This window comes from Ensifer sp. Root127 (genome assembly GCF_001425225.1).
Classification (GTDB): Bacteria; Pseudomonadota; Alphaproteobacteria; order Rhizobiales; family Rhizobiaceae; genus Ensifer; species Ensifer canadensis.
Genome location: NZ_LMDX01000032.1, coordinates 1 through 26106 on the forward strand (window position 1 = coordinate 1; position 26106 = coordinate 26106).

Here is a 26106-nt window from a genome sequence, read left to right on the forward strand (position 1 = left end):
ACTTCCCGCCGAAACTCGCGTCCCGACCAATCAGCATCCGCCAATCAAGGAAACCTTAAAACGAAGGACATCGTCGCCAGCAGCGCCGCCGCCCTCGTCAGTGATCGGGCTTATAGAGGAGCCTCAGCCCGGGTGTCAACAGGCAATTTTGTAAAACTTACACAAACTGCTCTTGGGGCCTGAATCAGGACGCCAAGCCCTTAAGTTTTCCCACGTTGAAGTTGCCCGTAGAATCCGCCCCCTCCAGCGCCACAATCGATGTGGATGAAGGGGACGGCACACGGAAACGAAACGTAAGCGCGCGCCTGATCAAGGGGCATTGTTTGAACAAACTGGAAATGTTCTGGGCGCTCGTGTTGGCGATCTGCAAGCGCCGAATGGCTATCTGCTCCTGGCTTGAATCGCCTCCGACTTGGTTGACGCCTCATTCATGTCCGCATCGATCAGCCGCCCTACCCCGCCGCCGATCGTCTGCAGAAGGCTCTTGGTAAACTCAGGCTGCAAATCGACCCAAGCGATGCCGGGGCCATTCACGACCTTCTTGAGCATACCTTCGTCGCCGTTCAAATAGTTGGGAGATCGCCGCCGCAAGGGCCTCGCTGCCGCCTTATTCGTTTGATTGTTCGACACTTTCGACACGGAAGGATTGTGCCTTTGATTTACGCCCGTCAATTTGCTGCACTCGCAGCAAGTCTTCTCCTGCTTGCGGCCGCCGGTTGCCAAAAGGATCCTGAATATACGGCTCCCCAGGCGGCAGGGCCATGCAAGCCCGAGGCTGCAGAGACCCTGTCCGGAAAAGACAGGATTTCCGATGAGGACGCAAAACAGATAACGGGTGCGACCATCGTCCGGCAATTGAAGCCCGGGGATCCGGCGACGATGGATTTTCGGCAGGAGCGCGTGACGATCGAAACGGATCCGGCCACGGGCAAAATCGTTCGCGCGGTGTGCGGATAGGCGTCGGTTTAGACGTGAAATGGGCACTCCGGCGATCAATTGATCGCTGGAACGCCCGGGCTATGTTTTGCCTATAGACGCTCGACATCGAACCGTCGGGGCCACACGAGTGCCCCCAGGGATATCGGCAGTGTCACCCCTCGGGGCACGTTACAACGGGCAAAATTACGGCAGTGCTGCCCGGCCGCCAGCCATCGGACCAGAACAAGGGCGGCAAGCAATGTCAGCGCGCTGACCAGGGCCAAGAACACAGAGGGCCCGGCACCCACCGTCGCAGTCGACGTCGAATGGCTTCAAAGCGCATTCACTGTCCGGAGTAGCGTGCTCTTGGGCGGATCAGATGTCCGCTTTCCACCTGCTCCATGGCATGCGCAAGCCAGCCGACCGTGCGCGCCAGAGCAAAGATCACCATCGGCGCCTCGTCGGGCAGATCGAACGCGGCGGCGAGCGAGGCCAGTGCGAAGTCGAGGTTAACCGGCTCGCCCAGAAGGTCTTCGCCTGCTTCGGCCAACAATCCATAGAGAGGCGGCGCTTCGAAACTGGCGATGATCGCCTTGGCGCGCGGATCACCCTGAGGATAGAGGCGATGGCCGAAGGCCCGGACAGCGCCTTCCGACGACAACATGCCGCGGATCGCCTCGCGCACACCAACCGCGTTCGCCCGCTCTACAAGCTGTGTGACGCTGAGCCAGGCCCCGCCATGGCGGGGGCCGGTCAGTGTTGCAAGTCCGGAGAGGACAGCCGCCGAAAGAGCCGCGCCGGACGAGGCGGTCACGCGTGCTGCAAACGCGGAAACATTCAGTTCGTGCTCCGCCGCCAAGACAAGCGCTTTTCGGATGGGCTCGACCGCCGCCGGTCGTTTCCATCCGATTGCCAGCCGCTGATGCAACGGCAGCGGCTCCGGCCACGGCGCCAGTGCCGCCGCCACGGTGGACAGCACATCTGCCGCCTCCCCCCTCAATATCGGCGATGCGCGGCCAAGGGTCGGTAAGTCCTCGGCTACCCGCGCGGCAAGGTTCATCAAGGCTGCGGCCAAACGGGATCGACCCGCCAACGTATCATCGGCCGCACCGACAGTGATCGTGGGTGTCTGCCAGAGCAGGGTCGCGACATCTTCCAGATCAGCTGTCAAGGAGAGCTCAACCGCATCATGGCCACGATAAGACAGGCGTCCATCGGCAATACTGGAGATCGTCGTGGGTAGGACCGGGTCGCCCCAGCGGATCGCCTCGGCGGCGACGGCCGATGCGCGCGGGCGGCCCGCGTGACGTTCCGCCAGCCGCCTGACATCGTCAGCCTGATAAAGGCTGCGGCGCGAGTCGACTGGATCAGCCTTCGCGCGTATGCGCCCACGGCTCACATTCGCATAAAGCGTCTGCGGTTTGGTGCCGAGCTGACTGAGCGCCTCCTCAGCGGTGATCCAGAGCGTGTTCATATTGATCAAATTTATCAAGATTGACGTCAATACATCTTAGCCGGACCATTCTCCCGGTAAAGGAGAAACATCTATGAAAAACGGACTTGAAGATGTCATCGCCGCTGAAACGCAGCTCTCGGATGTGGATGGCGAGGCCGGTCGACTGGTCATTCGTGGTGTGTCGCTCGAACACCTCGTTGATGACGCCAGCTATGAGGATGTCGTTATCCTTCTGCTTGGTGGCCTGATCGAAGGAAATCTGCAGAAGGAGGAACTGCGCCGGCGTCTGGGGCACATGCGGACAGAGGTCTTCGCAGATATCCGGACTATCGACGACCATATACTGGAATTGCCACCCGTCGACATCATGCGCGCGCTCATCGCGCGGCTGCCTGATGGTGACGATCTCGAGGCAGCGCTCCGCCTGCTTGCTGCACCCGCCGTCTTCCTGCCGGCAATCCTGCGCCTGAAGAATGGCGACGAGCCGATTGCCCCATCGCCGTCGCTCTCCCAATCGGCAGACATTCTCGCGATGCTTGGCGGCGGGCTGCCGAGCGCGGAAAAGGTCAAAGCACTCGATGCCTATCTCGTGACGATTTCCGACCATGGCCTTAACGCTTCGACTTTCGCGTCAAGGGTGATCGCCTCCACCGGAGCCGGCCTCACCTCGTCCGTCCTCGGGGCGATCGGTGCCCTCAAGGGGCCACTTCATGGCGGCGCGCCCGGACCGGTGCTCGACATGCTCGATGCGATCGGAACGCAAGAGAACGCGAAAGCATGGCTCAATCAGGCGCTTGATCGCGGCGAACGGCTGATGGGGTTCGGCCACAGAGTGTACCGCGTCCGCGATCCACGCGCCGATGCGCTAAAACTTGCTCTGAAGCCACTGATCGAGGCCGGGCAGGTTGATCGTGAACGCACCGAGCTTGCAAGCGCAGTCGAGCAGGCGGCGCTGGCTATCCTCAAGGAGCGCAAGCCGGACCGGCCGCTCGACGTCAATGTTGAATTTTACACGGCACTGCTGCTCGATGCGCTGGGCTTCCCGAGAGACGCGTTCACCGGCGTCTTCGCCATCGGCCGCACCATCGGCTGGATTGCCCATGCACGCGAGCAGGCGCTCAAAGGTCGCCTGATCCGCCCGCGCTCCGTTTATGTCGGGCCGCTGCCACGGGCTGCCTAAGTCACTGACATGGCGCCTGCGGCAGGCAACCGCGCAGCCGCCCACCCACTTTGTTCAGCCTTTGCCGAAGAGCCGTTGGAGCCGGGTCGAAAAACCCGGCTCCAACGGCTGCATGACAAAGACACGACCGATATCAAGCCTTGATGAAGGCCAGGACGTCGGCGTTGAACTTGTCGGGCTCGATCTGGGCCAGGCCATGTGCCCCACCCTTGTAAACGATGAGCTTGGCGTCCTTTACGATCTTGGCCGTCTTTGCGGCGGATGCGGCAAACGGAACGATCTGGTCGTCATCGCCGTGGATCACCAGCGTCGGGCGATCGATCTTCTTCAGGTCGTCGGTGTAGTCGACTTCGGAGAATTCGCGGATGCAATCATAGTGACCCTTGATCGAGCCGACCATGCCCTGCAGCCAGAAGGATTCGCGAAGCCCGTCATTCATCTTGGCGCCTTCGAGGTTGAAGCCATAGAAGGGAAGAGTGAGTTCCTTGAAGAACTGCGAGCGATCGCCCGCGGTGCCCTTGCGAATGCCGTCGAAAACCTCAATCGGCGTTCCTTCTGGGTTCGCCGCAGTCTTCAGCATGAGCGGAGGGACCGCGCCGACGAGAACCACCTTGGCAACGCGCCCGCTGCCGTGACGGCCGATATAATGGGCTACTTCGCCGCCGCCGGTCGAATGCCCGATCAGGATCGCATCCTTGAGGTCGAGTTTCTCGATCAGTTCCGCCAGATCGTCGGCATACTGATCCATGTTGTTGCCGTCCCACGGCTGGTCCGAACGACCATGGCCGCGCCGATCGTGGGCGATGACGCGGTAGCCGTTCTGCCCGAAGAACAGCATCTGGGCTTCCCAGGCGTCGCCCGATAGCGGCCAGCCGTGGGAGAAGACGATCGGCTGTCCCTTGCCCCAATCCTTGTAGAAGATGTTGGTGCCGTCCTTGGTAGTGATGAAACTCATGGGGTTCTCTCCATCTGGTGTTGGGATCGGGTTCTGGGCGCCAAGGCCGAGGCCGGGCAGAAACAAGGTGGCGCCGACTGCGCCGGCGGTCCTGAGGACCGTTCGGCGGGCAACTGGAAAAAGCGCGTTCCAATCTGTCATGGCGTCTCCTTGATGTTGTCTCTCGCCTGCGTCAGGCGCTCCGGCCCGACAGTCAGCAGGTGGCGAACGAGCGGAGCTGCGTCGCCGCGATGGAATTTGCGCACCTCCTGCTGCAGGTCGGCATCGGCCTTGGAGACCCGTCGATGCTGGCGCAGATGCTCGGCCCAGGATTCGACGAAGAACCATTCGACCATGATCTCGGCATCAGCAGTGTCTTCCGTCACACCCCAGCCATAGGCACCGTCCCGCCGCCGTTCCGAAGAAAGCCTGTAGAGAGCGCTCGTGAATCCCTGTCGGTCGGCGGGATCGACGCGATATTCTATGGTGATCAGCACGGGGCCGCGGTCATTGTCGATCGGCGAGGCCGTCAACGGCTCGGGCCAGTGATTGGAGGCGACCAGATCAGCCTCACCGGCAGGCAGCTTCACGAGGTGAAACACCACGCCAACGACCACCAACCCGGCGGCGCCGACCAGAAGGGTCGCCGGAACGCCAAGGAGTTCCGCTATGGCACCCCAGGCCAGGCTTCCGGCGGTCATCGCGCCGTTGAACACCGTGAGGTAGACCGCAAGCGCCCTACCGCGCACCCAGTTTGGCAGGATCGCCTGAGCCGCGCCGTTGAGTGTCGTCAGCGCTGATATCCATGCGGCCCCGAGGCTCAGCAACAGGATGATCGCCACCCATTGCGGCGGTGCAGATGACAGGCCGGCCATGACGACGGCCGTGACCAGCGCGGCGGCGAGCAACAGCCCATCTGCACTGAGGAGCCTACGCAGCCGCGGCATGACGAGGGCGCCGCCAATCGCTCCGGCTCCGACGGCCCCGAGAAGGACCCCGTAAAAGCCGGCATCCCCGCCGAGCAGGTTGCGTGCAACGAGCGGCAGCAGCGCCCAGACGGCGCTCGAAAACGCGAAGAACACGGCAGCGCGCAGCAGCACCACGTGCAGTTCGCGGCTGGCGCGCGCATAGCGCAGACCCGCACGAAATGCGCCGGCGAACTTCTCCGACAAGCCATCGTCCGCACCGGGGGCGCGCCGCCACCAAAGTAGGGCCGCGATGACGAAGAGATAGCTCGCAACGTCGGTTGCATAGGTGATGGCCGCACCGAAGCTCGCAAGGATGAGCCCGCCGACCGCAGGGCCAATGGCACGCGAGATGTTGATGCCGAGCGAGTTCAGGGCGACGGCGCTCTTCAACTCCTGCCGCGTGACGAGTTCGGGAACGATCGATTGCCAGGTGGGTGCCATCAGCGCAGCACCTATACCACCGAGGAAGGTCAGCGCCACGAGCGAGCTGACGCTCTGCAATCCGGTCGCTGAAAGCAGCATGAGCCCGATGCTGACGGACGCCAGCAGAAGCTGGATGACGATCAGAAACCGGCGGCGATCGAGGATATCAGACAGAACGCCCGCAGGTATGGCGAGCAGGAAGATCGGCAGGGTCGCAGCCGCCTGAACCATGGCAACGGCCGCCGGAGCACCGGAGAGATCGGTCACCAGCCATGAACTGGCGACGTCACGGATGAAACTGCCGGTATTGCCGATGACGGTGGCCACCCAAAGGACGGCAAAGACGGGCTGGCGCAGCGGTGCAAAGCCGCCTGCGGCCGGCGGCGGCGTGACATTCTGGGTCATGGCAGCGGTTCGCCTCCCGCCTCGTTTCGACGGTCAAGATCGTACCAGGCGACCAGCAGGAAGGCGCCGGCAAGGCCGAGATGCTCGAAGAAGGCGTTGGTCGCCATGAACCGTTCCTGGCCGGGGGCCAGCTCCCAGAAGCGCAAGGCGATGAAGGTTGCGGCGAGCGTGAACGCGGCGAGGCCGAGAGCGGCAAGCCAACGCAGAATGCCTGCGAGGATCATGGCCGAGGCGAGAAGTTCGAAGACGATCACCGCCACCGCGAACAGCGCGGCCGGCTGAAGTCCGAAATGGTTCATCTCGCCGAGAGCGGCATCAAAGTCGAGGATCTTCGTCAACGGCCCCTGGATATAGGCGGCGCAGAGCCCAAGATGGGCGATGAACCGAATAGCGGGCGTGGTCACAAACGGCTGGACACCGGCCGCCAGCCGCGACGCAATTGTGGAGGAATGTGTCATTGCGGCTCCCTCCTCACACCGCCCAGCAGGCGCAGCCGAGCGCGCCGAAGAAACCCTTGAGGTCGGCGATCGGCAGGCGTGATGTCCAGGCGCCGGCATGGTCGTGGCCGTGGACATTGCAGTCGTTCAGGCATCCGCATGTGGAGATTGCGGTGCGGCGAAGGCTTCGTTTGCCGGCACCTTCCGGTTCGCCCCAGGCGGCATAGCCACCGAAGGTCCTGACCGGCGACCAATCGGGCATGGCGGGCGGCACCGGGTTTTCGTCATGGGTGGCGAAGTCACCGGCGGCATAGACGACCTTGCCGCCGACCACCGTCAGCTCGGACGTCAGGAACGAGATCTCGTCCTCGGCACAGGCGAAGAAGTCCTTGTTCGGCACGATCAGGTCGGCGAACTGGCCGTTTTCGATCCGGCCTTTCTTGCCTTCCTCGTTGGAAAACCAGGTGACCTTTTCGGTCCACATCCGCAGCGCCGTCTCGCGATCGAGGCAATTGGCGCGGGGGTAGAGTTGCAGCCCGCCCACCGTCTTGCCGGTCACCATCCACGACAGCGAGACCCAGGGATTGTAGGAGGCGACACGGGTGGCATCGGTACCGGCGGAAACATTGACGCCCTTGTCGAGCATCCGTTTGATCGGCGGTGTCGCTTCGGCGACGCCGTGGCCGTAGCGCTCGACAAAATATTCGCCCTGATAGGCCATGCGATGCTGGGTTGCGATGCCGCCGCCAAGCGCCGCGATCCTGTCGATCGAGCGCTCGGAAATTGTCTCGGCATGGTCGAAGAACCAGTTCAGGCCTTCAAGCGGGATGTCCTTGTTGACCTTCTCGAAGACGTCGAGGGCGCGGGAGATCGTCTCGTCATAGGTGGCATGAAGACGCCAGGGCCAGCGGTTTTCGGCAAGGACCCGCACCACCTCTTCCAGTTCGCCTTCCATTTCCGGAGCCATCTCCGGGCGCGGCTGGCGGAAGTCTTCGAAGTCCGCAGCCGAAAACACCAGCATCTCACCGGCGCCGTTGTGGCGGAAATAGTCGTTGCCCTGCTTGTACTTCACCGATGATGTCCAGTTGAGGAAGTCCTGCTTTTCCTCCTTCGGCTTCTGGGTGAAGAGGTTGTAAGCCAGCCGCACGGTCATGTGCCCCTCATCGGCGAGCTTCTGGATGACCGCATAGTCGTCCGGATAGTTCTGGAAACCGCCGCCGGCATCGATCACGCCGGTGACGCCGAGCCGGTTGAGCTCGCGCATGAAATGCCGGGTCGAATTGACCTGGTATTCGAAGGGCAGCTTCGGCCCCTTTGCAAGGGTCGAATAGAGAATGCCGGCATTGGGCTTGGCCAGCAGCAGACCGGTCGGATTGCCCTGGGTGTCGCGGGTGATTTCGCCGCCCGGCGGGTTCGGCGTATCCTTCGTGTAGCCGACAGCCCTGAGCGCCGCACCGTTGAGGAGCGCACGGTCATAGAGATGCAACAGGAAGACCGGCGTGTCGGGCGCGACCGCGTTGATCTCGTCGATGGTCGGCAGGCGCTTTTCGGCAAACTGGTGTTCGGTGAAGCCGCCGACGACCCGCACCCATTGCGGCGCTGGCGTGATCGCCACCTGCCGCTTCAGCATATCCATCGCGTCGGCGAGCGAACGTACCCCGTCCCATCGCAGCTCCATGTTGAAGTTCAGACCGCCGCGAACGACGTGGGTGTGGTTGTCGATCAGCCCGGGCAGGACGCGCTTGCCCTTGAGATCGATGATCCTGGTGTCGGGACCGGCGAGCGCCATGATCTCCTGATCCTGGCCGACGGCGAGAAACCTGCCGTCCTTGATCGCGACCGCGCTGGCGTTGGGATTGGAGCGGTCAAGCGTGGTGACGAGCCCGTGATGCAGGATAATATCGGCGTCCATCGGATTGTCTCCCTTGGTCGAAACGGTGTCGGCGGCAAGCGCCGGCGAAAACAGCGAGGGGAAGGCGAGCGTCGAGGCTGCCCCCAGAAAGCCGCGGCGTGTCGGCATCAGCCCACCTCCCCTTTCGAAGAGCGGTCGCGCGTGGCCACGTCATGGTCGGTTCCCGTCGGCAGCGCGCCGAAAACGTGGGGCACGCAACGGCTGTTGAACCAGGAGACGGTGACCGGCGCGCCAGAGACCAGCCGCTTGACGAGCGGAACGGCCTGTTCGCCGACGAGGATGCCGAGCAGGCCAAGCAGGGCGATCACGGGCGGCGCCGGCGAGCGCACATTCAGCAGTCCGTAGATGACACCGACCAGCAGACCGACGCCGAGCGACAGAAGATACATTTTCATCGAGTTCTCCTCACGGGACGGGTTGCCCGCTTCTCCGTCCCGCCGACTGGCGAGACGGCAACCTTCGGAATGAGGACGATCAGTGGCCTTCGGAGGCGCCGAACATCGTCTTGGCGTAGATAATGCCGAGGCCGTAGGCGCCGCCGAACTTCTTGGCGATACCGGTCGTCATGTCGTAGGTCTCGGTGCGGGCCCAGTCGCGCTGGAGTTCCAGCATATATTGCAGCGACGTCATCGGCCGAACGCCAGCCTGGACCATGCGGTCCATCGCCCGATCGTGTGCCTCGTCCGAGACGTCACCGCAGGCATCGGCAATCACATAAACCTCGAAGCCCTGATCGAGCGCAGAGAGCGTCGGGCCGACGATGCAGACGCTGGTCCAGAGGCCGCAAAAGACCAGCCGCTTCTTGCCGATGGCGTTGACATTGTCGATGACGGCGGCGTCTTCCCAGGTGTTCATCGAGGTACGGTCGAGAAGGCCCTGGCCTGGAAAGGCATCGGTGATTTCTGAGAACATCGGGCCCGAGAAAGCCTTCTCCGCCACCGTCGTCAGAATGGTGGAAACGCCGAAGCCGGCGGCCGCATGCGCGACCAGCGCCGCATTGTTGCGCAGCAAGACAGCATCGATCGACTTCGTCGCAAAGGCCATCTGCGACTGGAAATCGATCATGATCAGCGTGTGGTCTTTCGGCGAAACCAGGAGGCTGCCGGGCGTCGGCGTGGCGTTTAAGGTCATGGTCATCATCTCCTCGATGTCCTGGATTCTGAAGATCCGCAGGGAATGACCCGACTATGCCCGAGCCGGGCTGCCCGTTCTTGTCGGATATGCTGATGTTTTGAACATTCTGCCCGAGATACATCGCTAGCAAAGCGCAAAAGTCATATTGGAAGCAACGGCATAAGGATGGAGCGCGTGCCGCCGCGAGCAAGGCCCGCGCGCGGCCAGACCGCTAGGCCCTGCGACTGCGCCGCCAGGCGCCGGGGGATGCCCCCGTCGCCCGGGCAAAGACGCGCGTGAAGTGGCTCTGATCGGCAAAGCCGCTGGCGACCGCGATTTCACCGATCGTCAGCGACGAAAATTCCAGCATGTCGCGCGCCCTGTCCAACCGCTGCTGGAGGAACCATTGGAACGGCGTGATACCCAGTGTTTGGCGAAAGGCGCGCAGGAACGTGCCCTGTGACAGATGACAAGCCTCAGCGAGTTCCTCGATCGACAAATCGCCGCCAAGCCTGCTTCGCATTAGTTCCTGCACCATCGACAGGCTGCGCGCCGAGAGCCTGCGCCCCTTGATCGCTGCCCCCGACGTCGTGCGGTGGCTCGCACTGCCGTAGTGTTGAGCGACGTGGATTCCGATCGCCACCGACAATTGGTCGACGAACAAGGGGCTTCTCTCCAATTGGCCGTTCATGTCTGCAAACAGCGCCGCCATCAGCCCGCCCAACACTGGATCGGCTCGCTCGCCGACCGCACACAGTTCGCGGACACCGCTCAGATCGGCGCAGTCGGCCATCCGCTCGATCGCGCTGTGCCCCACCTCGAGCAAAACAAAATCGAAGCTGCCGGAGAGATCCGCCTGATAGGGATCGTGAAAGTTTCGGAGGTAGACGGAGTTCTCGTCGAACTCATGCATTGTCTCGTGATGTTCGTGAAGGATCCGCCGGCGATGGCCCCCCGACAGTGACAGGCCGAGCAGATAACCGCGGTTGTTGGCCGGCGTGTGCACGCGCTCGCGCGGTGCGGCCTGCGCTTTCTTGCGATAAAAAGTCAACCCGGCGCCGTCGATCCGCCGGTCTTCGTCGAGGCCAGCCACTGTACATCCGAAACTGTCGCGGGGTGGAGGTGCGATCGCGATCGAAGAAGCTGCTGTCATACCTCCGCCTCCGCACAACTTCGCTGCCTGTCCGCGACCACGAGGGTGCCGACTGCGGCGGTCTCAACTTTTGCACGACACCGCTTCGCCAGCGTGCTTGCGCAGCATTGCGTCCGAACATCACGATCATATGAACCGAATGGCTGTCTTGTCGATGGCATCGCGACTATTGTCTTCCGTCACAGGGGCGCTTTTTCCAGCTCCAGGCGTCGGGTACGCCGGAAGCGCGCTGGCGTTTCGCCGGCGATCGCCACGAATGTCTTAGTCATATGGCTCTGATCGGCAAAGCCGCAGGATATGGCAATCTCTGCGATCGGCACGTTCTTCAACAACAGATCCTTCGCACGGGTAACCCGATATTCGGCCAGCCACCGCAAAGGCGTACAGCCGAAGCTCACCTTGAATGCCTTGATGAAATAGCTTTTCGACAACGCACATGCCTCGGCAAGCTCGCTGAGCGAGAACTGCCCATCGACATGGCCCGAGAGAAAGTCGAGCGCCCTTTTCTCCTGCCACGCAGCCAACGTCCCCTTGCGCTCTTTGGGTAGATAGAGCCCGCCATAGGTCTGCATCAAATGCGTCAAAATCGCGAGGCTCACCTGGTCGAGAAAGAGCTGACTTGCCTCTTGCGGTCTCTCGAAAGCTGGAAGCAATGCCTGCGCTAGCCCCAGCATGACGCCGTCATGCGTGCCCGGCGCACAGCGCAGACCGGTAAAGTCAGGCCGTCCCTGTTCAGTCGCAAAGGCGCGCATCTGCGAGAACGGTATCTGAAGGCGCACATTGTCAAAGGGCGACAGGTGATGGCAGCGCCATTCCTCGCGCAGGTCGGTGATGGCAAGCGCTCCCTTGCGATGCCCGCCCTCAAAGACAAGGGTGCCGCCCCGCCACAGCCGATGCAGGCGAAAATCACTGAGCTGGGTGATGATGTTGAACGCCTCCTCGCGCCTGTTGGCAACCGCCGGACCTAGGTCGCAGCCATCACTGCTCAACCGCGTCAGGGTTATGGGGGGAACACGCAGGATCGATCGGCGCAAGGCGCCCACTTCGCTGGCCGTTTCTGGACGAGACTCTAAGTTCAACAAAATTCCCCGAAAGTGCACCAGGCATTCAAGCAATGCAGAATACGATACACTGCCGCCAACAATCAATTCCGTCCCGCGACCGGCGCTAATGCAGAGGTGCGCTTCGCCAGGCTTGTGGTGTCGTACCGGTCTCACCCAGAAACACCGTCGTGAAATGGCCGAGGCTGCTGAAGCCGCAAAGGAACGCGATCGAGCCCAGAGGCAGTGAACTCGCGCGCAGAAGCTGCTTGGCCTGAACAACGCGCCGGCGCATCTGCAATTGCTGGGGCGCCCGTGTCGCTTCCTGCCGAATGTGGAACGCCGTCGGATCATTGGATCCGTCGAAAGGATTTCCGCCGTCGTCGCCCTGCATCTCGGCCGAATGATGGTGCAGAAGATGGGCGCAAACGGCCACGGCGACATGCTGCAGCAGCTCGGGTGGGCTGCTGTCCATACGTTCAAAAAGGGCCAGAAGCGCCAGTCCGAGACTGCAGAGTATCGAGTCCACTTCGCCACGCCGGCACACCAGCCGTTGTGGCTTGACCGTCGGTGACAGGGCGGCGACTTCCGCGATCAGCGTCTTGGGAAGGACGAAAGCAAGCGCACTCAGGTCGCTATGGAGCGCGATCGAGGCCCCCTGGCGCAGATCGACGAGACATATCGAGCCGCGCACGTATCGGCGAACAGCAGACCTCTCGCCGTTTACCTTGATGTCCGCATGTTCGGCATCATCGAGGTAAAGCATCAGAAAATAGGCTTCACATGCGGGCAGAGCCACTTCTGGCCGCTGCGCCCGCGTCAAACGCCTTCGAATTCGGGTGACCGAAAAGACCGCTGCCTCCATCGGGATCGTCGTGAGGCACGGAGCGTCCGGCGTTCCAAAATAGCGCCCCACGCACCCCATTTCCGGACAAGGAGAAGTCAACTCTAGCCTCCCAACCGACGCACTGCGTCATGGCCAAAGCATTGCAAACATTTGATCAAAAACCTCGGTGCATCCGAGACTGGCATGCAAGACCCATCATGGCACGAGACCGTTTTTCGCGACCGCTCTGGCCTCATGGAATGTCTACCGGTTCATCTTTTGCCCACCGTAGGGGCAATCCGCGCGCAGCGACAAGGGCTTCGCGCGGATTCAGTCGGGAATGTTCAAAAAGGAAGACCGTCGTTCAATAAGATGGGATCCGCCTAGCCAAAAATCGCGCTGGGCCAGACGTTCATGGCTATCGCCAGAAGCGTTTCGCATCCACCAGATCGACACACAGACGTCTTCGGCCGCGTCAACCGGGCCCCTTCTTATTGCCTTTTGCGATCAGGACGCCGCTGCCGGAACCCCGGACAGTCTCGGACGTTGCATTGACCGGTCACGTAATTCTAACCAACATCGGGAGTTCTGCGAAAATCTCCGCGCTTGAAGACCTCCGCCAGGATCCTGGTCCCCATATCCGCTTCCTGCTCCGAGAGCCCCGAAAATCCCAGCAGCAGCCTGGATGTGTCCGATGAAGCGACATTCATGCGGGAAAGGGGCATCACGACAACGCCCTTCTTTAGCGCAGCCTGTGAGACGGCGGTGTCGCTGCTCCAGGTCCCCGTGCTGTGCACGGTCAGATTGATGCCCTGATCCGGCAACGAAACGCTCAGATGTTCGCTGGTACGGTCTTTCAAGAGATTTGCAAGCAAATCGCGTGAGGCACGCAGACGCTCCCTGAGCCGGCGCAGATGCGCCGGAAAATATCCCTCATTGAAAAAGTCGCCGACGACACGCTGCTGAAACGTCGGGGGACAACGGTCAAGCGCGGGACGCACGGCTCTGAATACCGGTACCAGATCCATCGGAACCACGAGATAGCCGATGCGCAGGCTCGGCAGCAGGGCCTTGCTGAACGTGCCCGTATAGAGGACCCGGCCGGCCGGATCGAGGCCCTGAAGCGATGCGATCGGATGCCCATCGTAGCGAAACTCGCTGTCATAATCGTCCTCGACGATCCAGCAGCCATTCTCCCGCGCATAAGCGAGCAACTCCAGCCGCCGGGGCAGCGAGAGGACGGAACCGACGGGGTACTGGTTGGATGGCGTCACATAGAACAGCGTCGGCGGCAGGGAGCAGGCAGCCAACTTTTCCGTCATGATGCCGTCGGCATCAACGGGAAGACCGATGATTTTTACGCCATTCAGTGCCAGGCATTGTCTGGCCGGCGGATAACAGGGGTCTTCGACGACAGCCGTATCGCCCGGCGTCATCAGGACGCGGAACGCGAGATCAAGCGCTTGCTGTGTCCCGGCGGTGATAAATATCTGCTCGGCCGCGCAACGCACCCCGCGTGAAGCGGCCAGATGAGCCGCAATGGCGCTCCGCAGCTCGAATTCGCCCTGAATGTCGCCGTAGCCTTCAGCGGCATAGTTCATGTGCCGGCCGGCAATGCGGTTTAGCAATCTCGCTGTCCGATCGTCATGAGCGATGCGCCCCGTGACAAACGGCAAAACCTTCTGCGGTTCGAGGCTAGGCCCGGAGGTGAGAACTCTCGTGGCAGCGTCGGAGACAGCGCGGCGGGTCGAGTAGGCGATCGTCTCATTGCGATGATCGATTCTGGACAGCCCGCCTGGAACGCCTGACGCAATATATGTACCGGACCCATGCCGGGCGACCGCAAAACCTTCCGCGACGAGGATTTCATAGGCTTCGGCAACCGAGCCGCGTGAAAGCTTCCATTCCTTTGCGGCCAGACGTGTCGATGGCAGCCGTTGCCCGGCATCCAGCCGACCGTCAGCAATTGCACCGCGCAGGGAAAGATAGAGCTGTCTCACCAAGGGTGCTGGCGAAGAGGTATCGATGCTTGGCCGAAAACCCACCGACGGGCTCTCTCTTCGCCGTTTCAGTGTCATGGGCGCCTTTCGTCAGAGTGGCTCATCAATCTCGCCAATAGTGGCTCTGTAATCTTCTCATATGTTGAATTTAAATCGAGCCACTTTCAAGCCGGCATCACAACGATGACGGTCGGAAATTGAATTGCACCTGCGCCTACACGGGACACCGATACGGGAAATGGCATTGCCGTCAGTCTCTGGCCATTTACGCTCTGTCATTTTGGAGACTTTCATGACCCCTTCTTCGACCAGGCTGCGTATTGCCGTCCTCTTCGGCGGACGCTCGGCCGAACACGACGTTTCCGTACTTTCGGCTACCAATGTCATGCGCGCTCTGGAGCCTGCAAAATATGATGCCGTGCCGATTTTCGTGACGCGCGAAGGTCAATGGTTGTTGAGCCACTTCGACAATGGTGTGCTTGCCAAGCCTGCGAGCGGCACGCAGATCAGCCTTGTTCCCGGCGGGCACGGGCGGATGGTGGCGATTTCGGCCGAGGGAAAGATGAGCGATGCCGGCACCATCGACATTCTGTTTCCGGTCTTGCACGGCCTTCATGGTGAAGATGGCTCTGTGCAGGGGCTTGCAGAGGTGGCGCGCGTACCGCTCGCCGGTTGCGGGATTCTCGGCTCGGCGACCGCACTCGACAAGGATATTGCCAAGCAGCTTCTGAGGGCCGCCGGCCTCCCGGTCGCGCGCTCGGTGACGATCCACAAGGATGCGGCACCTGATCTCGCTGTGCTCGAAGGCGAACTCGGGCTGCCGCTGTTCATCAAACCCGCCCGGCAGGGGTCATCCGTTGGCGTTAGAAAGGTATCAGGCAGCCAGGAGTTCGCGCCGGCGTTGGTCGAAGGTTTCCAGCATGATGGCAAGCTGCTTGCCGAGGAATATGTCGCTGGGCGCGAGATTGAATTCAGCGTGCTGGAAGATCCGAAAGGTGGCCTTTTCGTCTCTCGTCCCGGCGAGATCATCCCGGCCGAATCCCACGGCTTTTACAGCTACAACGCAAAATATATCGACGAGGACGGCGCGGCGCTCAAGGTACCAGCGGAACTGCCGCCCGAAGTTGAGGCAGAGATGAGGGCGGCGGCGGCAAGGGCATTCAGGGCTTTGGGCTGCGATGCCATGGCGCGTGTCGACTTCTTTCTGACGACGGGCATGACGTTCGTTGTCAACGAAGTGAACACCATTCCCGGTTTTACCGACATCAGTATGTATTCCAAGGCGATGGCGGCAAGCGGCGTCAGTTATGCCGAAATCATTGAAAGGCTCATTGCCCATGGCCTGACACGTGCCGGCCGAAGCGTCTGAACATGCAAACACAGACCCGTCAGCCGAGCGGGCGGATCAAACGAATCCGCCCAAGGACGAGGCCCACTTTCGAAAATGAGCTCAAGCCAAGACGCCGGCATGGATCAGACGCGATCGAGGAACTCGAGCACTCGGATGGTGAGCAACGCGGTCGCATCCGCGTCGTACGACGGGAGCGAACTGTCGGCGAAGTAGTGCTGTTCGCCGGGGTACAGGAACAGCTCTGCGTCCTCGACCTTCTCCACGATCTCGCGGGCCGCGTCGATGTCGCCCTCCCCGACGAAGATCGGGTCGTTGTCCATACCGTGGATCTGGACCGCCACGTCGTCCGGCCAAGGCCCGAAGGCCCACTCGCCGCTGATCGGCAGGCAAGAGTAGAAGAGCAGAGCTCCGCGGGCTCCGGGCCGCGTCTGTGCCAACTTCTGTGCCGGCAGCACACCGAACGAGAACCCGGCGTAGACGAGTTCGGAAGGCAGTTCGTTCGCGACGCGGACCCCGCGCTCCCGCATTTCGTCGAATCCGACCTTGCCGATGTAGGCTAGCCCCTCGTCGATACTCTCGAACGTCCGTCCATCGAACAAGTCCGGCATGTGCACGATGTGACCGGCGGCCCGCAAGTCGTCGGCGAACGCCCGCACACCCGAGGTCAACCCCTGTGCGTGGTGGAACAACAGGACCTCAGCCATATGGAGCCTCCGGGTGTGATGGTCGGGCGCACGTTTCATCACTCTACAGCGACGTCGCCCGGCCCGGAAGAATGCGGACACGTTATAGAGATTTCGTCCCCAGCTAGTCTTGGCCGCTACCGAGTTCGTCGTGAACGACCCTGCCACCAAGCAGCGTCAGCACCGAGCGCAGCCTATGGATGTCGGATGCCGGCATTGTCAGATACGGCCTATCCAGGACGGCGATGTCAGCCAATTTTCCCGCCGACAAGCTGCCTCGCTCATTCTCGTCAAAGGCGATCCAAGCGGCATTGTTGGTGTAGAGCCTCAGCGCCTCATGTCGGTCGAGCAAGCATGGTTCGTTCCAGCCGCCAGCGGGTTTTCACTTTGCCCGTGATCGGTGGTTGCCACATCGGCTGCCAGGTTCTACCATAGGTTTCTCTGTCGGTTATCACTTGGGTATCTTTGATGAGGCCCCCGATGAAGATATTGCTGTCCACACTAGCGCTATCCGGCCATTTGATTTCTTCAGCCGTGGCCGAAGACGGGAAGATTCCAGCCTATTTCGTTCTGGATCAAACCTATGGAGGTGGCTTTGACACCGCCGCCTGGCAGGCCGCGATCGATGCCATCAAGGGTCATGGGAGGCTGGTGCATACTTACAATTTTGCTGGAGACAAACAGGTCGTCAGCCAAGCACAGCAGGACGTAGCCAAGGCAAACGCCCAAAAGCCGATCTACCTGGTGAATGAGAAAGTGGCCAAGGATTCCACCGAACTCCGGCAATCGCTGGCCACGTTCAAGGAGCAGTTGCGGAACGATACGAATTCCAAGGGATCGCAGGTAGTCGCCGAATGGCCGATGTGTGCGCTCGTCGAGCAAGGGTCGGAAGGTGCGGTCCGAGCCATGCAGGGCGGTGTGATCCTGTTGATCGACCACCCGCAGGCCGCAGCTCATTGCTACGCGATGGTACAATCATATTTCCTCACTCCGGCCGCCCCGGACGGCAAGCGGGCCGCGCCGGTCAGCGTCGACGCTACAACCGTCGCGATGCAGGCTAAGTTGCCGCCCATGAAGCTCGCCAGGCACATATTGGCCGATAAGGCGGCATCCAAACGGGGAGATTTTGTCGAGCGCCCGACAAACGTCTTTAAGCCGGGCGAAGAGATCTTCGTCTATGCCTATTTCGAGAATGTCGGGCGGATCAACGTCGGCACGCCGATGTCAAGCTACGAGATCGGGCTCGATATCGAGGTGCGGGACCCTGCTGGCAAGGTTCTCAGGACATTCCCCGACGCGCACGTGTTCAAGGCCGAATCTCCCCCGCCATTTCCGGTTTCCGCCAAGCATTTTACCAATTTCGCGACTGCCGGCATCGCCCTGCATGACCCGGGAGACTATGTCGTGGCATACATCTTCCACGACCGCTCGCGGCCAGAAACGCCGCCGGTGACCGCCGCGTTCGAGGTGACTGTCAAGTAGCAGCCCCAGTCATACGATGGCGCCGTGTTACTCAGTCGCTTCACAGCGTCGAGAGAATATCGAGATGCCGGCTAGCTTCCGGTGATGATCATAGTCGCGGCTTTTTCGGCGACCATCATCGTCGGGGCATTGATGTTTCCGGCCGTGATGTTGGGGAAGATCGAAGCGTCAACTATTCGCAAGCCATGCAACCCATGCACCTTTAGCGATGCATCGACGACTGCGGTGGAATCATCCGGGCCCATCGCTGCGGTGCCGCACAGGTGATAAATTGAACCGCTATGCTCCCGAAAATAGTCCAGGAGCTCGGCGTCGGTGGAAGCTTCTGCAGAAGGAGGCATTTCGCTTGCAGTAATCGATTGCAGTGCCGGTGCGCTCATGATTTTGCGCGCAAGCCGACTTGCCTGAAGCGCCTCCGCCTCGTCATGGGCAGTCGTCAGGTAGTTGGGGTTGATGCGCGGTGCAACGGTGACATCGGGCGACGCGACCGTGACACTGCCTCGGCTGGTGGGCCTGCATGCATTGAACGCCAACAGGAAACCGGAATAGGGCTCCGGCTTCAGACCGGCGCGCGGGTCGGACGGAATACGATAGGAAAGCGGGTTGAAATAGAGCTGGATGTTTGGCCTCTCCTCACCCGGCTCGCCGCGCAGGAAGCCTCCGGCCTGGTTGACGCTGAGAGCCAAGGGACCGCGTCTTGTCAGCACGTAGCGCAGCGCCTGCCGCGCCTGACCGAACAGGTTCCCCAGCTCGTCGTTCAGCGTCGGAACGCTTGAGCGGTAGTAGAAGCTCGCGCAAAGATGATCCTGAAGGTTTCTCCCAACCGCCGGCAGATGTCGGACGACGGGGATACCGAACGTTTGCAGCTCTCGGCCATCGCCGATACCGGAGAGCTGCAGCAGCTTCGGCGTATCGACCGCACCGGCACATAGGATCACCTCGTTCCGGGCGGAATAGATTACCATCCCATCGGGTGTGGCAACCTCCACGCCGGTCGCCCTTCCTTCCTCGACGACAACCCTTCTGGCATGGCTCCTGCGCAGGATGGAGAGATTGGGGCGGTTGAGAGCCGGCCGCAGATAGGCGAACGACGAGGACGAGCGCACGCCATTTCGCGTATTGATATCGTAAATCCCTGCGCCCTCGATCGACGCGCCATTGAAGTCGGTATTGAGCGGCAGTTGCAGTTCGGCACAGGCAGAAAGGAACCGCGCGGTAATCGGATGGGTCTGGCCGCGCATCGGCGTGACGTGGATGGGGCCGTCCCCGCCATGAAATTCGGACTGGCCATGCGCATGGGTTTCAAGTTTCTTGAAATAGGGCAGCACGTCCTCATGGGCCCAGCCGGGATTGCCGGCCTTAGCCCAGTCGTCGAAATCCGCCGCGGCGCCCCGCACGAAGATCATGGCGTTTATCGAACCCGAGCCACCTTGTACCTTGCCGCGCGGCGCATAGATGCGGCGATTGTTCAGGGCGGCTTCCGGCTCGGTCCAGTACATCCAGTTGACGTTCGGGTCATAGTAAGACCGCGCATAGCCGACCGGGATGCGAAACCACGGTGAACTGTCGTTGCCGCCCGCCTCGAGCAGCAGCACGCTGTGTTTGCCTGTCTCGCTCAGGCGCGCCGCAACGATACAGCCGGCGGATCCCGCCCCGACAATGATGTAGTCGTAAGTGGTCATGTGTTCCTCAACCGCGCGCCGGGGCAAATGCCTTGATGTCGGCGGGCTTGTCGTCCATCTGCAGGTGCAGACGCTTTCCTTCGTAGGGCGAGTGCTTTTCAACCACCTCGAGATTGAGCTCCACGCCGAGCCCCGGTTCGCAAGACGGGATGAGATAGCCATCGTCGAACTGCAATGGCGTCTTGAGAATCTCGGCGTAGAAGACTGAGAAGTCGATGATCGCCTCGTGGATGAGGAAATTGGGGGTGGCCGCAGCGAGCTGGATGCTCGCCGCCGCCCCGATCGGTCCGTTGTAGAGGTGCGGTGCGATCTGCGCATAGTGCGCCTCGGCCATGCCGGCGATCTTCTTTGCCTCCAGCAAGCCGCCGCACCGCGCGACGTTCATCTGCAGGATCGAGGCTGCGCCCGTTTCAAGCACGCGCTGGAACTCGTATTTGGTCGTCAGCCGCTCGCCCGTGGCAATGGGGATAGAGGTTGCCTTGGCAACAGATGCCATCGCTGCCTCCTGACCAGGCGGCACCGGCTCCTCGAACCAGAGCGGATCGTATTTTTCGAGCCGTCGCGCAAGGCGAATGGCCGAGGACGGCACCATCTGGCCATGGGTGCCGAAGAGCAGGTCGGCTCGCCCGCCGACCGCGGCACGGACCTTGGCGCAGAATTCTTCGCACCGCTCCATGACGCCAAGCGAAAGCTGGTGGCCGGAATAGGCGGTGTAGGGGCCGGCCGGATCGAACTTGACGGCGGTGAACCCCTTCGTGTCGACCATTTCCGCCGCGAAGTCGGCGGCAAGCTCTGGATCGTTGTAATCATATTCGCCGGCTGCATTCTTGGGGTAGAGATAGGTGTAGGCACGCAGCTTTTCGTGCACGAGGCCGCCCAGCAGCTTGTGCACCGGTCGGCCGGCAGCCTTGCCGATGATGTCCCAGCAGGCGATTTCGAGACCGGAGACGACGCCCATGATCGTCGGGTCCGGGCGCTGCGTGAAGCCGCTCGAATAGGCCGAACGCCAGAAGCGCTCGATATCGTGCGGATCGTGGCCGAGGAGATGGCGCTCGAACACATCCTCGATCAGCGGCACCAACGCGTTCGGATGGAAGGCGGTCGCGTAGATTTCCCCGACCCCTTCGATGCCGCACTTCGTGGTGAGCCTGACGAAGATCCAGTACATCCCGCCGATATGGGGCGGTGGGACGGCAACGACATGAACGGCGAGCGAAGCGATCTGCATGTTGAAGTTCCTTCTGACGAATCCGATCAGTGCTTCAGCACCACGAGACGAGTTTGTGTGAATTCGAGCATGCCGTGCTTGCCGTCATCGCCCCCGAGGCCCGAGCGCTTCCAGCCTGCATGGAATCCCTGATAGGGATCCGCCGGGAAGCGGTTCACATAGAGTTCGCCGGCCTCGATGGTGTCGGCAAAGCGCATGACCGTGCTGTAGTTGTTGGTGAAGAGAACCGAACTCAGACCGAACTGGTGATCGTTGGCAAGCGCCAGGGCTTCCTCGACGCTGTCATAGGAAAGCACGGCGAGAACTGGGCCGAACACCTCTTCGGCGACGACGTCCATCTCCTGCCGGCAGTTGGAAAGCAGGGTTGGCGGGTAGTAGTTGCCCACGCCTTCCGGCAGTACGCCGCCAGCCTCTATGCGTGCCCCCTGCTCCACCGCATGGCGAACCATCGCGTGAACATTGGCCTGTGCCGATTTCGTTTCAAGTGGTCCCATACGCGTCGGATCGCTGGCGCGGTCGCCGAACGTCCTTGCCGCAAAGCCGGTGCGAAGCCGCTCGAGAAGTGCGTCGTGGATGGACGTATGCACATAGACCCGTTCTGGCGCCGTGCAGACCTGCCCGCAATGATTGGTCTTGGCGGCAACGAGCTGAGCGGCAACCGCATCGATATCCGCATCGGGTTCGACAATGACAGGTGTCTTGCCGCCGAGTTCCAGTGATGGCTTGGCGATATTCGCCTTGCAATATTCGAGAACGACGCGGCCGGCCTGCAGGCTACCGGTGAGCGTTATCATGCCGACCGACGGCTGGGTGCAAAGTGTCGCGGCGACGTCATGCGACATGGTCAAGATGTTGACCAGCCCGGCCGGAAGGTCCGCGTCGAGCGCCGCCTCGGCGATCTCGAAAGCGGAGGCAGGCGTCGAGTTGCTCGGCCGCACCACAACGGCGTTGCCAGCGATCAGTGCGGGGGCAATCTTGCGCACCAGCGTATAGACCGGAAAATTGAACGGGATGAGGCAGGCAACGACCCCGATCGGCTCGCGCTTCAGAAGCAAGGTCTCGCCCGGATTGTCGCTCTGGATCACTTCCCCTTCGATCCGGCGCGCCCACTCCGCATGATAGCGCATCAGCTCGACGCCATAGATCGCTTCTGCCGTGGCATCGGCGAGGCTCTTGCCGGACTCGAGGGCGAGCGCCGCGCCGATCTGGCCGGCGCGCGCCTCGATTGCCGCCGCGAAACGGCGCAAGGCATCCCCGCGAGCGATCGCCGGCAAGGCTTTCCACGTCTTCTGCGCTGCGGCTGCGTTTTCAACCGCTGCGATTGCCTCCAGCGCGCTCGCCGCGGGCACCCTCGCAATGACCTCTCCGTTTGAGGGATCGAGCACCGGGACCAGGTCCGATGCGGGCTGAAACGCGCCGGCGACAAAGTTGCGATAGTCGGTCAAGACGATATCCTTTTATGTTTCCACCATAGGACAGGCTTCAGAACGTGCTCCGGCCGGGAGCCGCATCGAGCAATGTTCTTGTGTAAGGGTGGCTCGGGTCAAGGAGCACTTTCGCTGCCCCGCCCCGTTCGACGATCTCGCTCGCTGAGGCACCAGAGATGAAGACGAATCGCGCTCGGCCCGCAGAGATTGTTTGCAGGTTCAGCCTGAAGGCTCGCCTTGACAAGACCGTATTCTGAACGAAAGCGCCGCGCGTCTTATCAGACACGCAAAGGTCGCTGCAGCACTTCGAAATGCTGCGAAAGCGCCCAACGTTGACTAGAACTGGCGATGGTTGCACCGAGACAATCCCGCCAACGATCGACTTCGGCCGCGAACCGCTCAGGTATCCGGCAACGTGAAGACTGCGCAAGGCGCCGCGATGCCGCGCAGCACGTGTTCGCCCAGCGACACCAGCGGCGTGACGGTCTCGGCGGCGACCGCGCCCGAGATCAGCACCGACCGGCCGAGCGGCCGGCAAAGGCCCTCCAGTCGGCTGACCAGGTTTACCGCGGGACCGATTGCGGTGAAGTCCAGCCGGTCGGCCGTGCCGATATTGCCCCACAGCATTTCACCGAGATGCAGCGCTGCGCCGAAGGGCAGCGGCGGCAGCCCCTCTGCCTGTCGCAGGGCATCGAGGTGGGCCATGCCTGCGCGGGCGGCGGCGACCGCTCGCAGCGCCGCTTCGCAGGCGTCAACCGGTGCACTGGCAACCGGGAAGATTGCCAGCACGCCATCGCCGACAAACTTCAGCACCTCACCACCGAAGGCGTGTATCGCACCGGCAACACGGTCGAACCAGGCGTCGAGGACAGCGATCATTGCCGCAGGTTCCGTCGCCTCGGACAGGGCGGTGAAGTTCCGCAGATCGGCGCAAAGCAGCACAGCGCGGATAGTTTCTCCGGTGCCGCGGTGCAGCGCGCCCGCCTGCACCCGGGCGGCACTGCGTCGGCCGAGATAGGCCTCGAGCAGCGTTGCAAGGGCCGCCCGCTCGGCCAAGGCAGCCAAAGGCGCGGTGGCGAAGCGCGCGGTCTGCCGCAGTCGGCCGATCTCAGCAGGGTCGAACAGACGCGCGCCGGCCCAGCCAAGCAACCGCCCGTCCGGCTCTGGGCCGACGGTGTCCTCCTGCACCGGGCCAAGCGCACTCAGCCAATCACCCCCAGCCTGGCTTTGCGGGCTGTCGGCAAAGCCCAGTGCTTCGATCACTGCTCCGGTCTCGGCTCGCCACAGCCACGTGCGGCGGGTAACGATCGGATGCGGCACTGCCAGTGTCAGGGTACCGCCGACCAACGGAAAGCCGTTAGCCAGCAGCCGGCCGCCGAGTTCGGCCAAGAACCGGTCGGGACCAGGCGAGGCGCTGGCCTCGTCCACCAGCCAGGCGAGGTGTGTGGGCAGATCCATGCACGATCATACCGTCAGGTCCCCCAACCTGTCATCCGTGCAGGTGGTAGCGCAGTTGGCCCAGCGGGCATATCATCGTGGAAGGAGCTGATCCGATAGCCGTCAATTCTGCGCCGCAGTCTGGGCAGATCATAGCAACCAAAGGGGAAGCCGATGCAAGAGGCCCTCATCGTCCGCCGTGAAGCACACATCCCGGCTCCGCCAGCCGCGGTGTTCGCTCTGCTGACCGATCCTGAGAAAATCCTGCGCTGGATGGGAACGGAGGCGCAGATCGAGCCGCAGCGCGGCGGGCTCTACCTCGTCAACGTCACCGGGGCCCGTTTCGCTCGTGGTTCCTTCCGCGAGGTGGTGCCAGTGCACCGCCTGGTATACAGCTTCGGCTGGGAAGACAGCGAAGTGGTGCCGCCGGCGTCAAGCCTTGTCGAGATCGACCTCGTCGAACAACCACCGGACGGAACGTTGCTTCGCCTCACCCACACTGGCCTGCCAAGTGCCGAGCAGTGCGCCGGCCACGAGGAAGGCTGGGCCCATTACCTAGACCGGTTGGCCGAGGTTGCCGCCGGGCGTGATCCGGGGCCGGACCCCTGGCACGGCCGCACTGGTAGGGAATGACTCCGCGGCCAGTATCTTGGCACCTGAGCCTGCCGGCCTGCATTGGCGCTCAGCGATCAAAGGATGAACCCGTTAGGCGAGCATGCTGGGTACGGGATCACTTACTATACTGAATTCACCGTCGCAAAGGCGGTAGAACCCGTCTTGAGGAACGGGCAACTCCAAAATTTCGCGCTTCGAAAGACCGGAATACACGCCGCGCACCAATCTACCAAACAGCCCATGAGAAACTGCTACGGTTGGTCCACGTATATCCGCGATCCAGTCCTTTGCCCGGGAGCACGCAGCATCGAAGCTCTCTCCGTCCGGAGATTTGAAATACCAGTCAAAAGCGTCGGAGCCATCCAGCATTCCCGGAAACTCGTTGTCGATCTCGAACCTAGTCATTCCGTCCCAATAGCCGACGAAGACCTCCATCAGGCGGGCTTCTTCGTGTGTTACCAGTGGCAGCACCCGCTTCACGCGTTCTGCAGTTTGTCGCGTTCGGCCTAGGGGGCTGACGTGCATTTGGAATGATTGCCTACTTTCCGAAATTTCCTTCTGAAGGAGTTTCGCGACGCGATCCGCCTGTTCGATGCCGCGCTCCGTAAGGGGCGAATCTTTCTGCCCCTGGAACCGACCCAAGGTGTTCCAAATGGTCTCGCCATGGCGAAGCAGGTAAATCATCAATGTTGCCCCAGACGAAGTCGTGCGTTGGATTAAGTGCGTTATTGGACCGAAGGGTCGGCCACTTGTCACGGCTAATTTGCGCGGCACATCGATGAAGATTGGCGGCCCTAACGTTTGGCGTAGATTGGTTGCATTTCCTACTTCAATTCGCGCTTCTTGAAAAACGTATTGTCGCTGCGAAAGAAGTTCGACAAGCACGACCGCCTCGTTCGGGTCGAGACCGATTTGAGCTTCATCGTTCGTTTTCTCCATACGGCCTCCGCTGGTGATGATGGATCGTTATGAGCATGACGAGTTCTACCAGCCGCCAAATTCAAGACAGTACAACGTAAAACACCTCCGGATTGCTCCGGAGGTGTTTTGAAGAATTGCGTGGCGCCGCCGACTAAGGGCGCTCTTGCAGATCAGGCAGACAGTGCCTTGAACTCGGAGAGGATGGCTTCGCCCATCTCGACGGTTCCGACCTGGCGTGCGCCTTCGGCCATGATGTCGCCGGTGCGGATGCCCTTGTCGAGCACGGCGGCGATCGCCTTCTCCAGGTTGTCGGCTTCCGTCACCAGGTTGAAGGAGTAGCGCAGGCACATGGCAAACGAGGCGATCATGGCGATCGGGTTGGCGATGCCCTTGCCGGCAATGTCAGGCGCCGAGCCATGCACCGGCTCGTAGAGCGCCTTGCGCTTGCCGGTGACACCATCCGGTGCACCGAGCGAGGCCGAAGGCAGCATGCCGAGCGAGCCGGTCAGCATCGC

The 26106-nt window shown here is 61.7% G+C and carries 26 protein-coding genes; 6 read left to right on the forward strand and 20 right to left on the reverse strand.

What is annotated here, in order from left to right; all coding sequences use genetic code 11:
• On the forward strand, positions 1-183 hold a 183-nt coding region (locus tag ASD03_RS40185), incomplete at its 5' end, for a hypothetical protein (protein WP_210177778.1).
• 198 nt (positions 184-381) lie between these two features.
• Here the strand turns inward: ASD03_RS40185 and ASD03_RS39385 are convergent.
• Positions 382-549: a hypothetical protein gene (locus ASD03_RS39385; RefSeq protein WP_156408087.1), complete on the reverse strand. Its 168-nt coding sequence runs from the start codon at positions 547-549 to the stop codon at positions 382-384.
• 99 nt (positions 550-648) lie between these two features.
• On the opposite strand from ASD03_RS39385, the gene ASD03_RS27185 reads away from it, so the two are divergent.
• The gene (locus ASD03_RS27185) at positions 649-957 is read left to right on the forward strand and encodes an I78 family peptidase inhibitor (protein ID WP_244445554.1); all 309 of its coding nucleotides are present in this window, start codon (positions 649-651) and stop codon (positions 955-957) included.
• A 304-nt stretch (positions 958-1261) separates the two neighbouring features.
• Here the strand turns inward: ASD03_RS27185 and ASD03_RS27190 are convergent, their stop codons facing one another.
• Complete coding sequence (locus ASD03_RS27190) at positions 1262-2392, reverse strand: citrate synthase (RefSeq protein WP_041692994.1); 1131 nt, start codon at positions 2390-2392, stop codon at positions 1262-1264.
• A 73-nt stretch (positions 2393-2465) separates the two neighbouring features.
• Here ASD03_RS27190 and ASD03_RS27195 point away from each other — a divergent pair, with 73 nt between their 5' ends.
• Positions 2466-3554 (forward strand): citrate synthase/methylcitrate synthase, encoded by a 1089-nt coding sequence (locus tag ASD03_RS27195; RefSeq protein ID WP_025430077.1) that lies wholly within the window; start codon positions 2466-2468, stop codon positions 3552-3554.
• A 133-nt stretch (positions 3555-3687) separates the two neighbouring features.
• On the opposite strand, the gene ASD03_RS27200 is transcribed toward ASD03_RS27195, so the two are convergent.
• The 10 genes from ASD03_RS27200 to ASD03_RS27245 all read right to left on the reverse strand — a co-directional run bounded on the left by ASD03_RS27200 (position 3688) and on the right by ASD03_RS27245 (position 14843).
• The gene (locus tag ASD03_RS27200; RefSeq protein ID WP_025430078.1) at positions 3688-4509 is read right to left on the reverse strand and encodes an alpha/beta hydrolase; all 822 of its coding nucleotides are present in this window, start codon (positions 4507-4509) and stop codon (positions 3688-3690) included.
• Positions 4510-4646: 137 nt separating this feature from the next.
• The gene (locus ASD03_RS27205) at positions 4647-6284 is read right to left on the reverse strand and encodes an MFS transporter (protein WP_025430079.1); all 1638 of its coding nucleotides are present in this window, start codon (positions 6282-6284) and stop codon (positions 4647-4649) included.
• Positions 6281-6742: a DoxX family protein gene (locus ASD03_RS27210; RefSeq protein ID WP_025430080.1), complete on the reverse strand. Its 462-nt coding sequence runs from the start codon at positions 6740-6742 to the stop codon at positions 6281-6283. Before ASD03_RS27210 ends, ASD03_RS27205 begins: the two co-directional genes overlap by 4 nt.
• Before the next feature lie 13 nt (positions 6743-6755).
• Complete coding sequence (locus ASD03_RS27215; RefSeq protein WP_156408088.1) at positions 6756-8741, reverse strand: amidohydrolase; 1986 nt, start codon at positions 8739-8741, stop codon at positions 6756-6758.
• On the reverse strand, positions 8741-9028 hold the full coding sequence (locus tag ASD03_RS27220; protein WP_025430081.1) for a DUF1427 family protein: 288 nt from the start codon (positions 9026-9028) through the stop codon (positions 8741-8743). Before ASD03_RS27220 ends, ASD03_RS27215 begins: the two co-directional genes overlap by 1 nt.
• A gap of 79 nt (positions 9029-9107) precedes the next feature.
• A complete protein-coding gene (locus ASD03_RS27225) occupies positions 9108-9764 on the reverse strand; it encodes a hydrolase (RefSeq protein ID WP_057210453.1) in 657 nt (218 codons plus the stop codon).
• Between the two features lie 214 nt (positions 9765-9978).
• Positions 9979-10899: a helix-turn-helix domain-containing protein gene (locus tag ASD03_RS27230; protein WP_057217638.1), complete on the reverse strand. Its 921-nt coding sequence runs from the start codon at positions 10897-10899 to the stop codon at positions 9979-9981.
• A gap of 179 nt (positions 10900-11078) precedes the next feature.
• A complete protein-coding gene (locus tag ASD03_RS27235; protein ID WP_244494706.1) occupies positions 11079-12047 on the reverse strand; it encodes an AraC family transcriptional regulator in 969 nt (322 codons plus the stop codon).
• A gap of 19 nt (positions 12048-12066) precedes the next feature.
• On the reverse strand, positions 12067-12855 hold the full coding sequence (locus tag ASD03_RS27240; protein WP_244494707.1) for a helix-turn-helix transcriptional regulator: 789 nt from the start codon (positions 12853-12855) through the stop codon (positions 12067-12069).
• Positions 12856-13334: 479 nt separating this feature from the next.
• A complete protein-coding gene (locus tag ASD03_RS27245; protein ID WP_082557426.1) occupies positions 13335-14843 on the reverse strand; it encodes a PLP-dependent aminotransferase family protein in 1509 nt (502 codons plus the stop codon).
• A 214-nt stretch (positions 14844-15057) separates the two neighbouring features.
• On the opposite strand from ASD03_RS27245, the gene ASD03_RS27250 reads away from it, so the two are divergent.
• Positions 15058-16134 carry a D-alanine--D-alanine ligase family protein gene (locus ASD03_RS27250; protein ID WP_025430087.1) on the forward strand — a complete coding sequence of 359 codons (1077 nt, stop codon included), beginning with the start codon at positions 15058-15060 and terminating at the stop codon, positions 16132-16134.
• Between the two features lie 104 nt (positions 16135-16238).
• Here ASD03_RS27250 and ASD03_RS27255 read toward each other — a convergent pair whose 3' ends face one another.
• Both ASD03_RS27255 and ASD03_RS27260 read right to left on the reverse strand, forming a co-directional pair.
• Entirely contained in the window at positions 16239-16820 is a 582-nt protein-coding gene (locus tag ASD03_RS27255) for a dienelactone hydrolase family protein (RefSeq protein ID WP_025430088.1), read from the reverse strand.
• 103 nt (positions 16821-16923) lie between these two features.
• Positions 16924-17151 carry an amidohydrolase family protein gene (locus tag ASD03_RS27260; RefSeq protein ID WP_025430089.1) on the reverse strand — a complete coding sequence of 76 codons (228 nt, stop codon included), beginning with the start codon at positions 17149-17151 and terminating at the stop codon, positions 16924-16926.
• A gap of 128 nt (positions 17152-17279) precedes the next feature.
• Between ASD03_RS27260 and ASD03_RS27265 the strand changes: the two genes are divergently transcribed.
• Positions 17280-18281, forward strand: coding sequence for a hypothetical protein (locus ASD03_RS27265; protein WP_025430090.1), 1002 nt, complete (start codon positions 17280-17282; stop codon positions 18279-18281).
• Between the two features lie 71 nt (positions 18282-18352).
• Here the strand turns inward: ASD03_RS27265 and ASD03_RS27270 are convergent, their stop codons facing one another.
• The 4 genes from ASD03_RS27270 to ASD03_RS27285 all read right to left on the reverse strand — a co-directional run bounded on the left by ASD03_RS27270 (position 18353) and on the right by ASD03_RS27285 (position 24076).
• On the reverse strand, positions 18353-19963 hold the full coding sequence (locus tag ASD03_RS27270) for an FAD-dependent oxidoreductase (RefSeq protein ID WP_057217646.1): 1611 nt from the start codon (positions 19961-19963) through the stop codon (positions 18353-18355).
• Positions 19964-19970: 7 nt separating this feature from the next.
• Positions 19971-21191: a mandelate racemase/muconate lactonizing enzyme family protein gene (locus ASD03_RS27275; RefSeq protein ID WP_057217648.1), complete on the reverse strand. Its 1221-nt coding sequence runs from the start codon at positions 21189-21191 to the stop codon at positions 19971-19973.
• A gap of 26 nt (positions 21192-21217) precedes the next feature.
• Positions 21218-22636 carry an aldehyde dehydrogenase family protein gene (locus ASD03_RS27280; RefSeq protein WP_025430093.1) on the reverse strand — a complete coding sequence of 473 codons (1419 nt, stop codon included), beginning with the start codon at positions 22634-22636 and terminating at the stop codon, positions 21218-21220.
• A 381-nt stretch (positions 22637-23017) separates the two neighbouring features.
• Positions 23018-24076, reverse strand: coding sequence for an adenylate/guanylate cyclase domain-containing protein (locus ASD03_RS27285; RefSeq protein ID WP_057217650.1), 1059 nt, complete (start codon positions 24074-24076; stop codon positions 23018-23020).
• Between the two features lie 153 nt (positions 24077-24229).
• Here ASD03_RS27285 and ASD03_RS27290 point away from each other — a divergent pair, with 153 nt between their 5' ends.
• On the forward strand, positions 24230-24688 hold the full coding sequence (locus ASD03_RS27290; RefSeq protein ID WP_057217652.1) for an SRPBCC family protein: 459 nt from the start codon (positions 24230-24232) through the stop codon (positions 24686-24688).
• 72 nt (positions 24689-24760) lie between these two features.
• Here the strand turns inward: ASD03_RS27290 and ASD03_RS27295 are convergent, their stop codons facing one another.
• Together ASD03_RS27295 and ASD03_RS27300 are read right to left on the reverse strand one after the other, a co-directional pair.
• A complete protein-coding gene (locus tag ASD03_RS27295) occupies positions 24761-25354 on the reverse strand; it encodes a histidine phosphatase family protein (protein WP_057217654.1) in 594 nt (197 codons plus the stop codon).
• Between the two features lie 407 nt (positions 25355-25761).
• Positions 25762-26106, reverse strand: a 345-nt coding sequence (locus ASD03_RS27300; RefSeq protein WP_244494708.1) for an isocitrate/isopropylmalate family dehydrogenase, incomplete at its 5' end; no start/stop codon positions are given.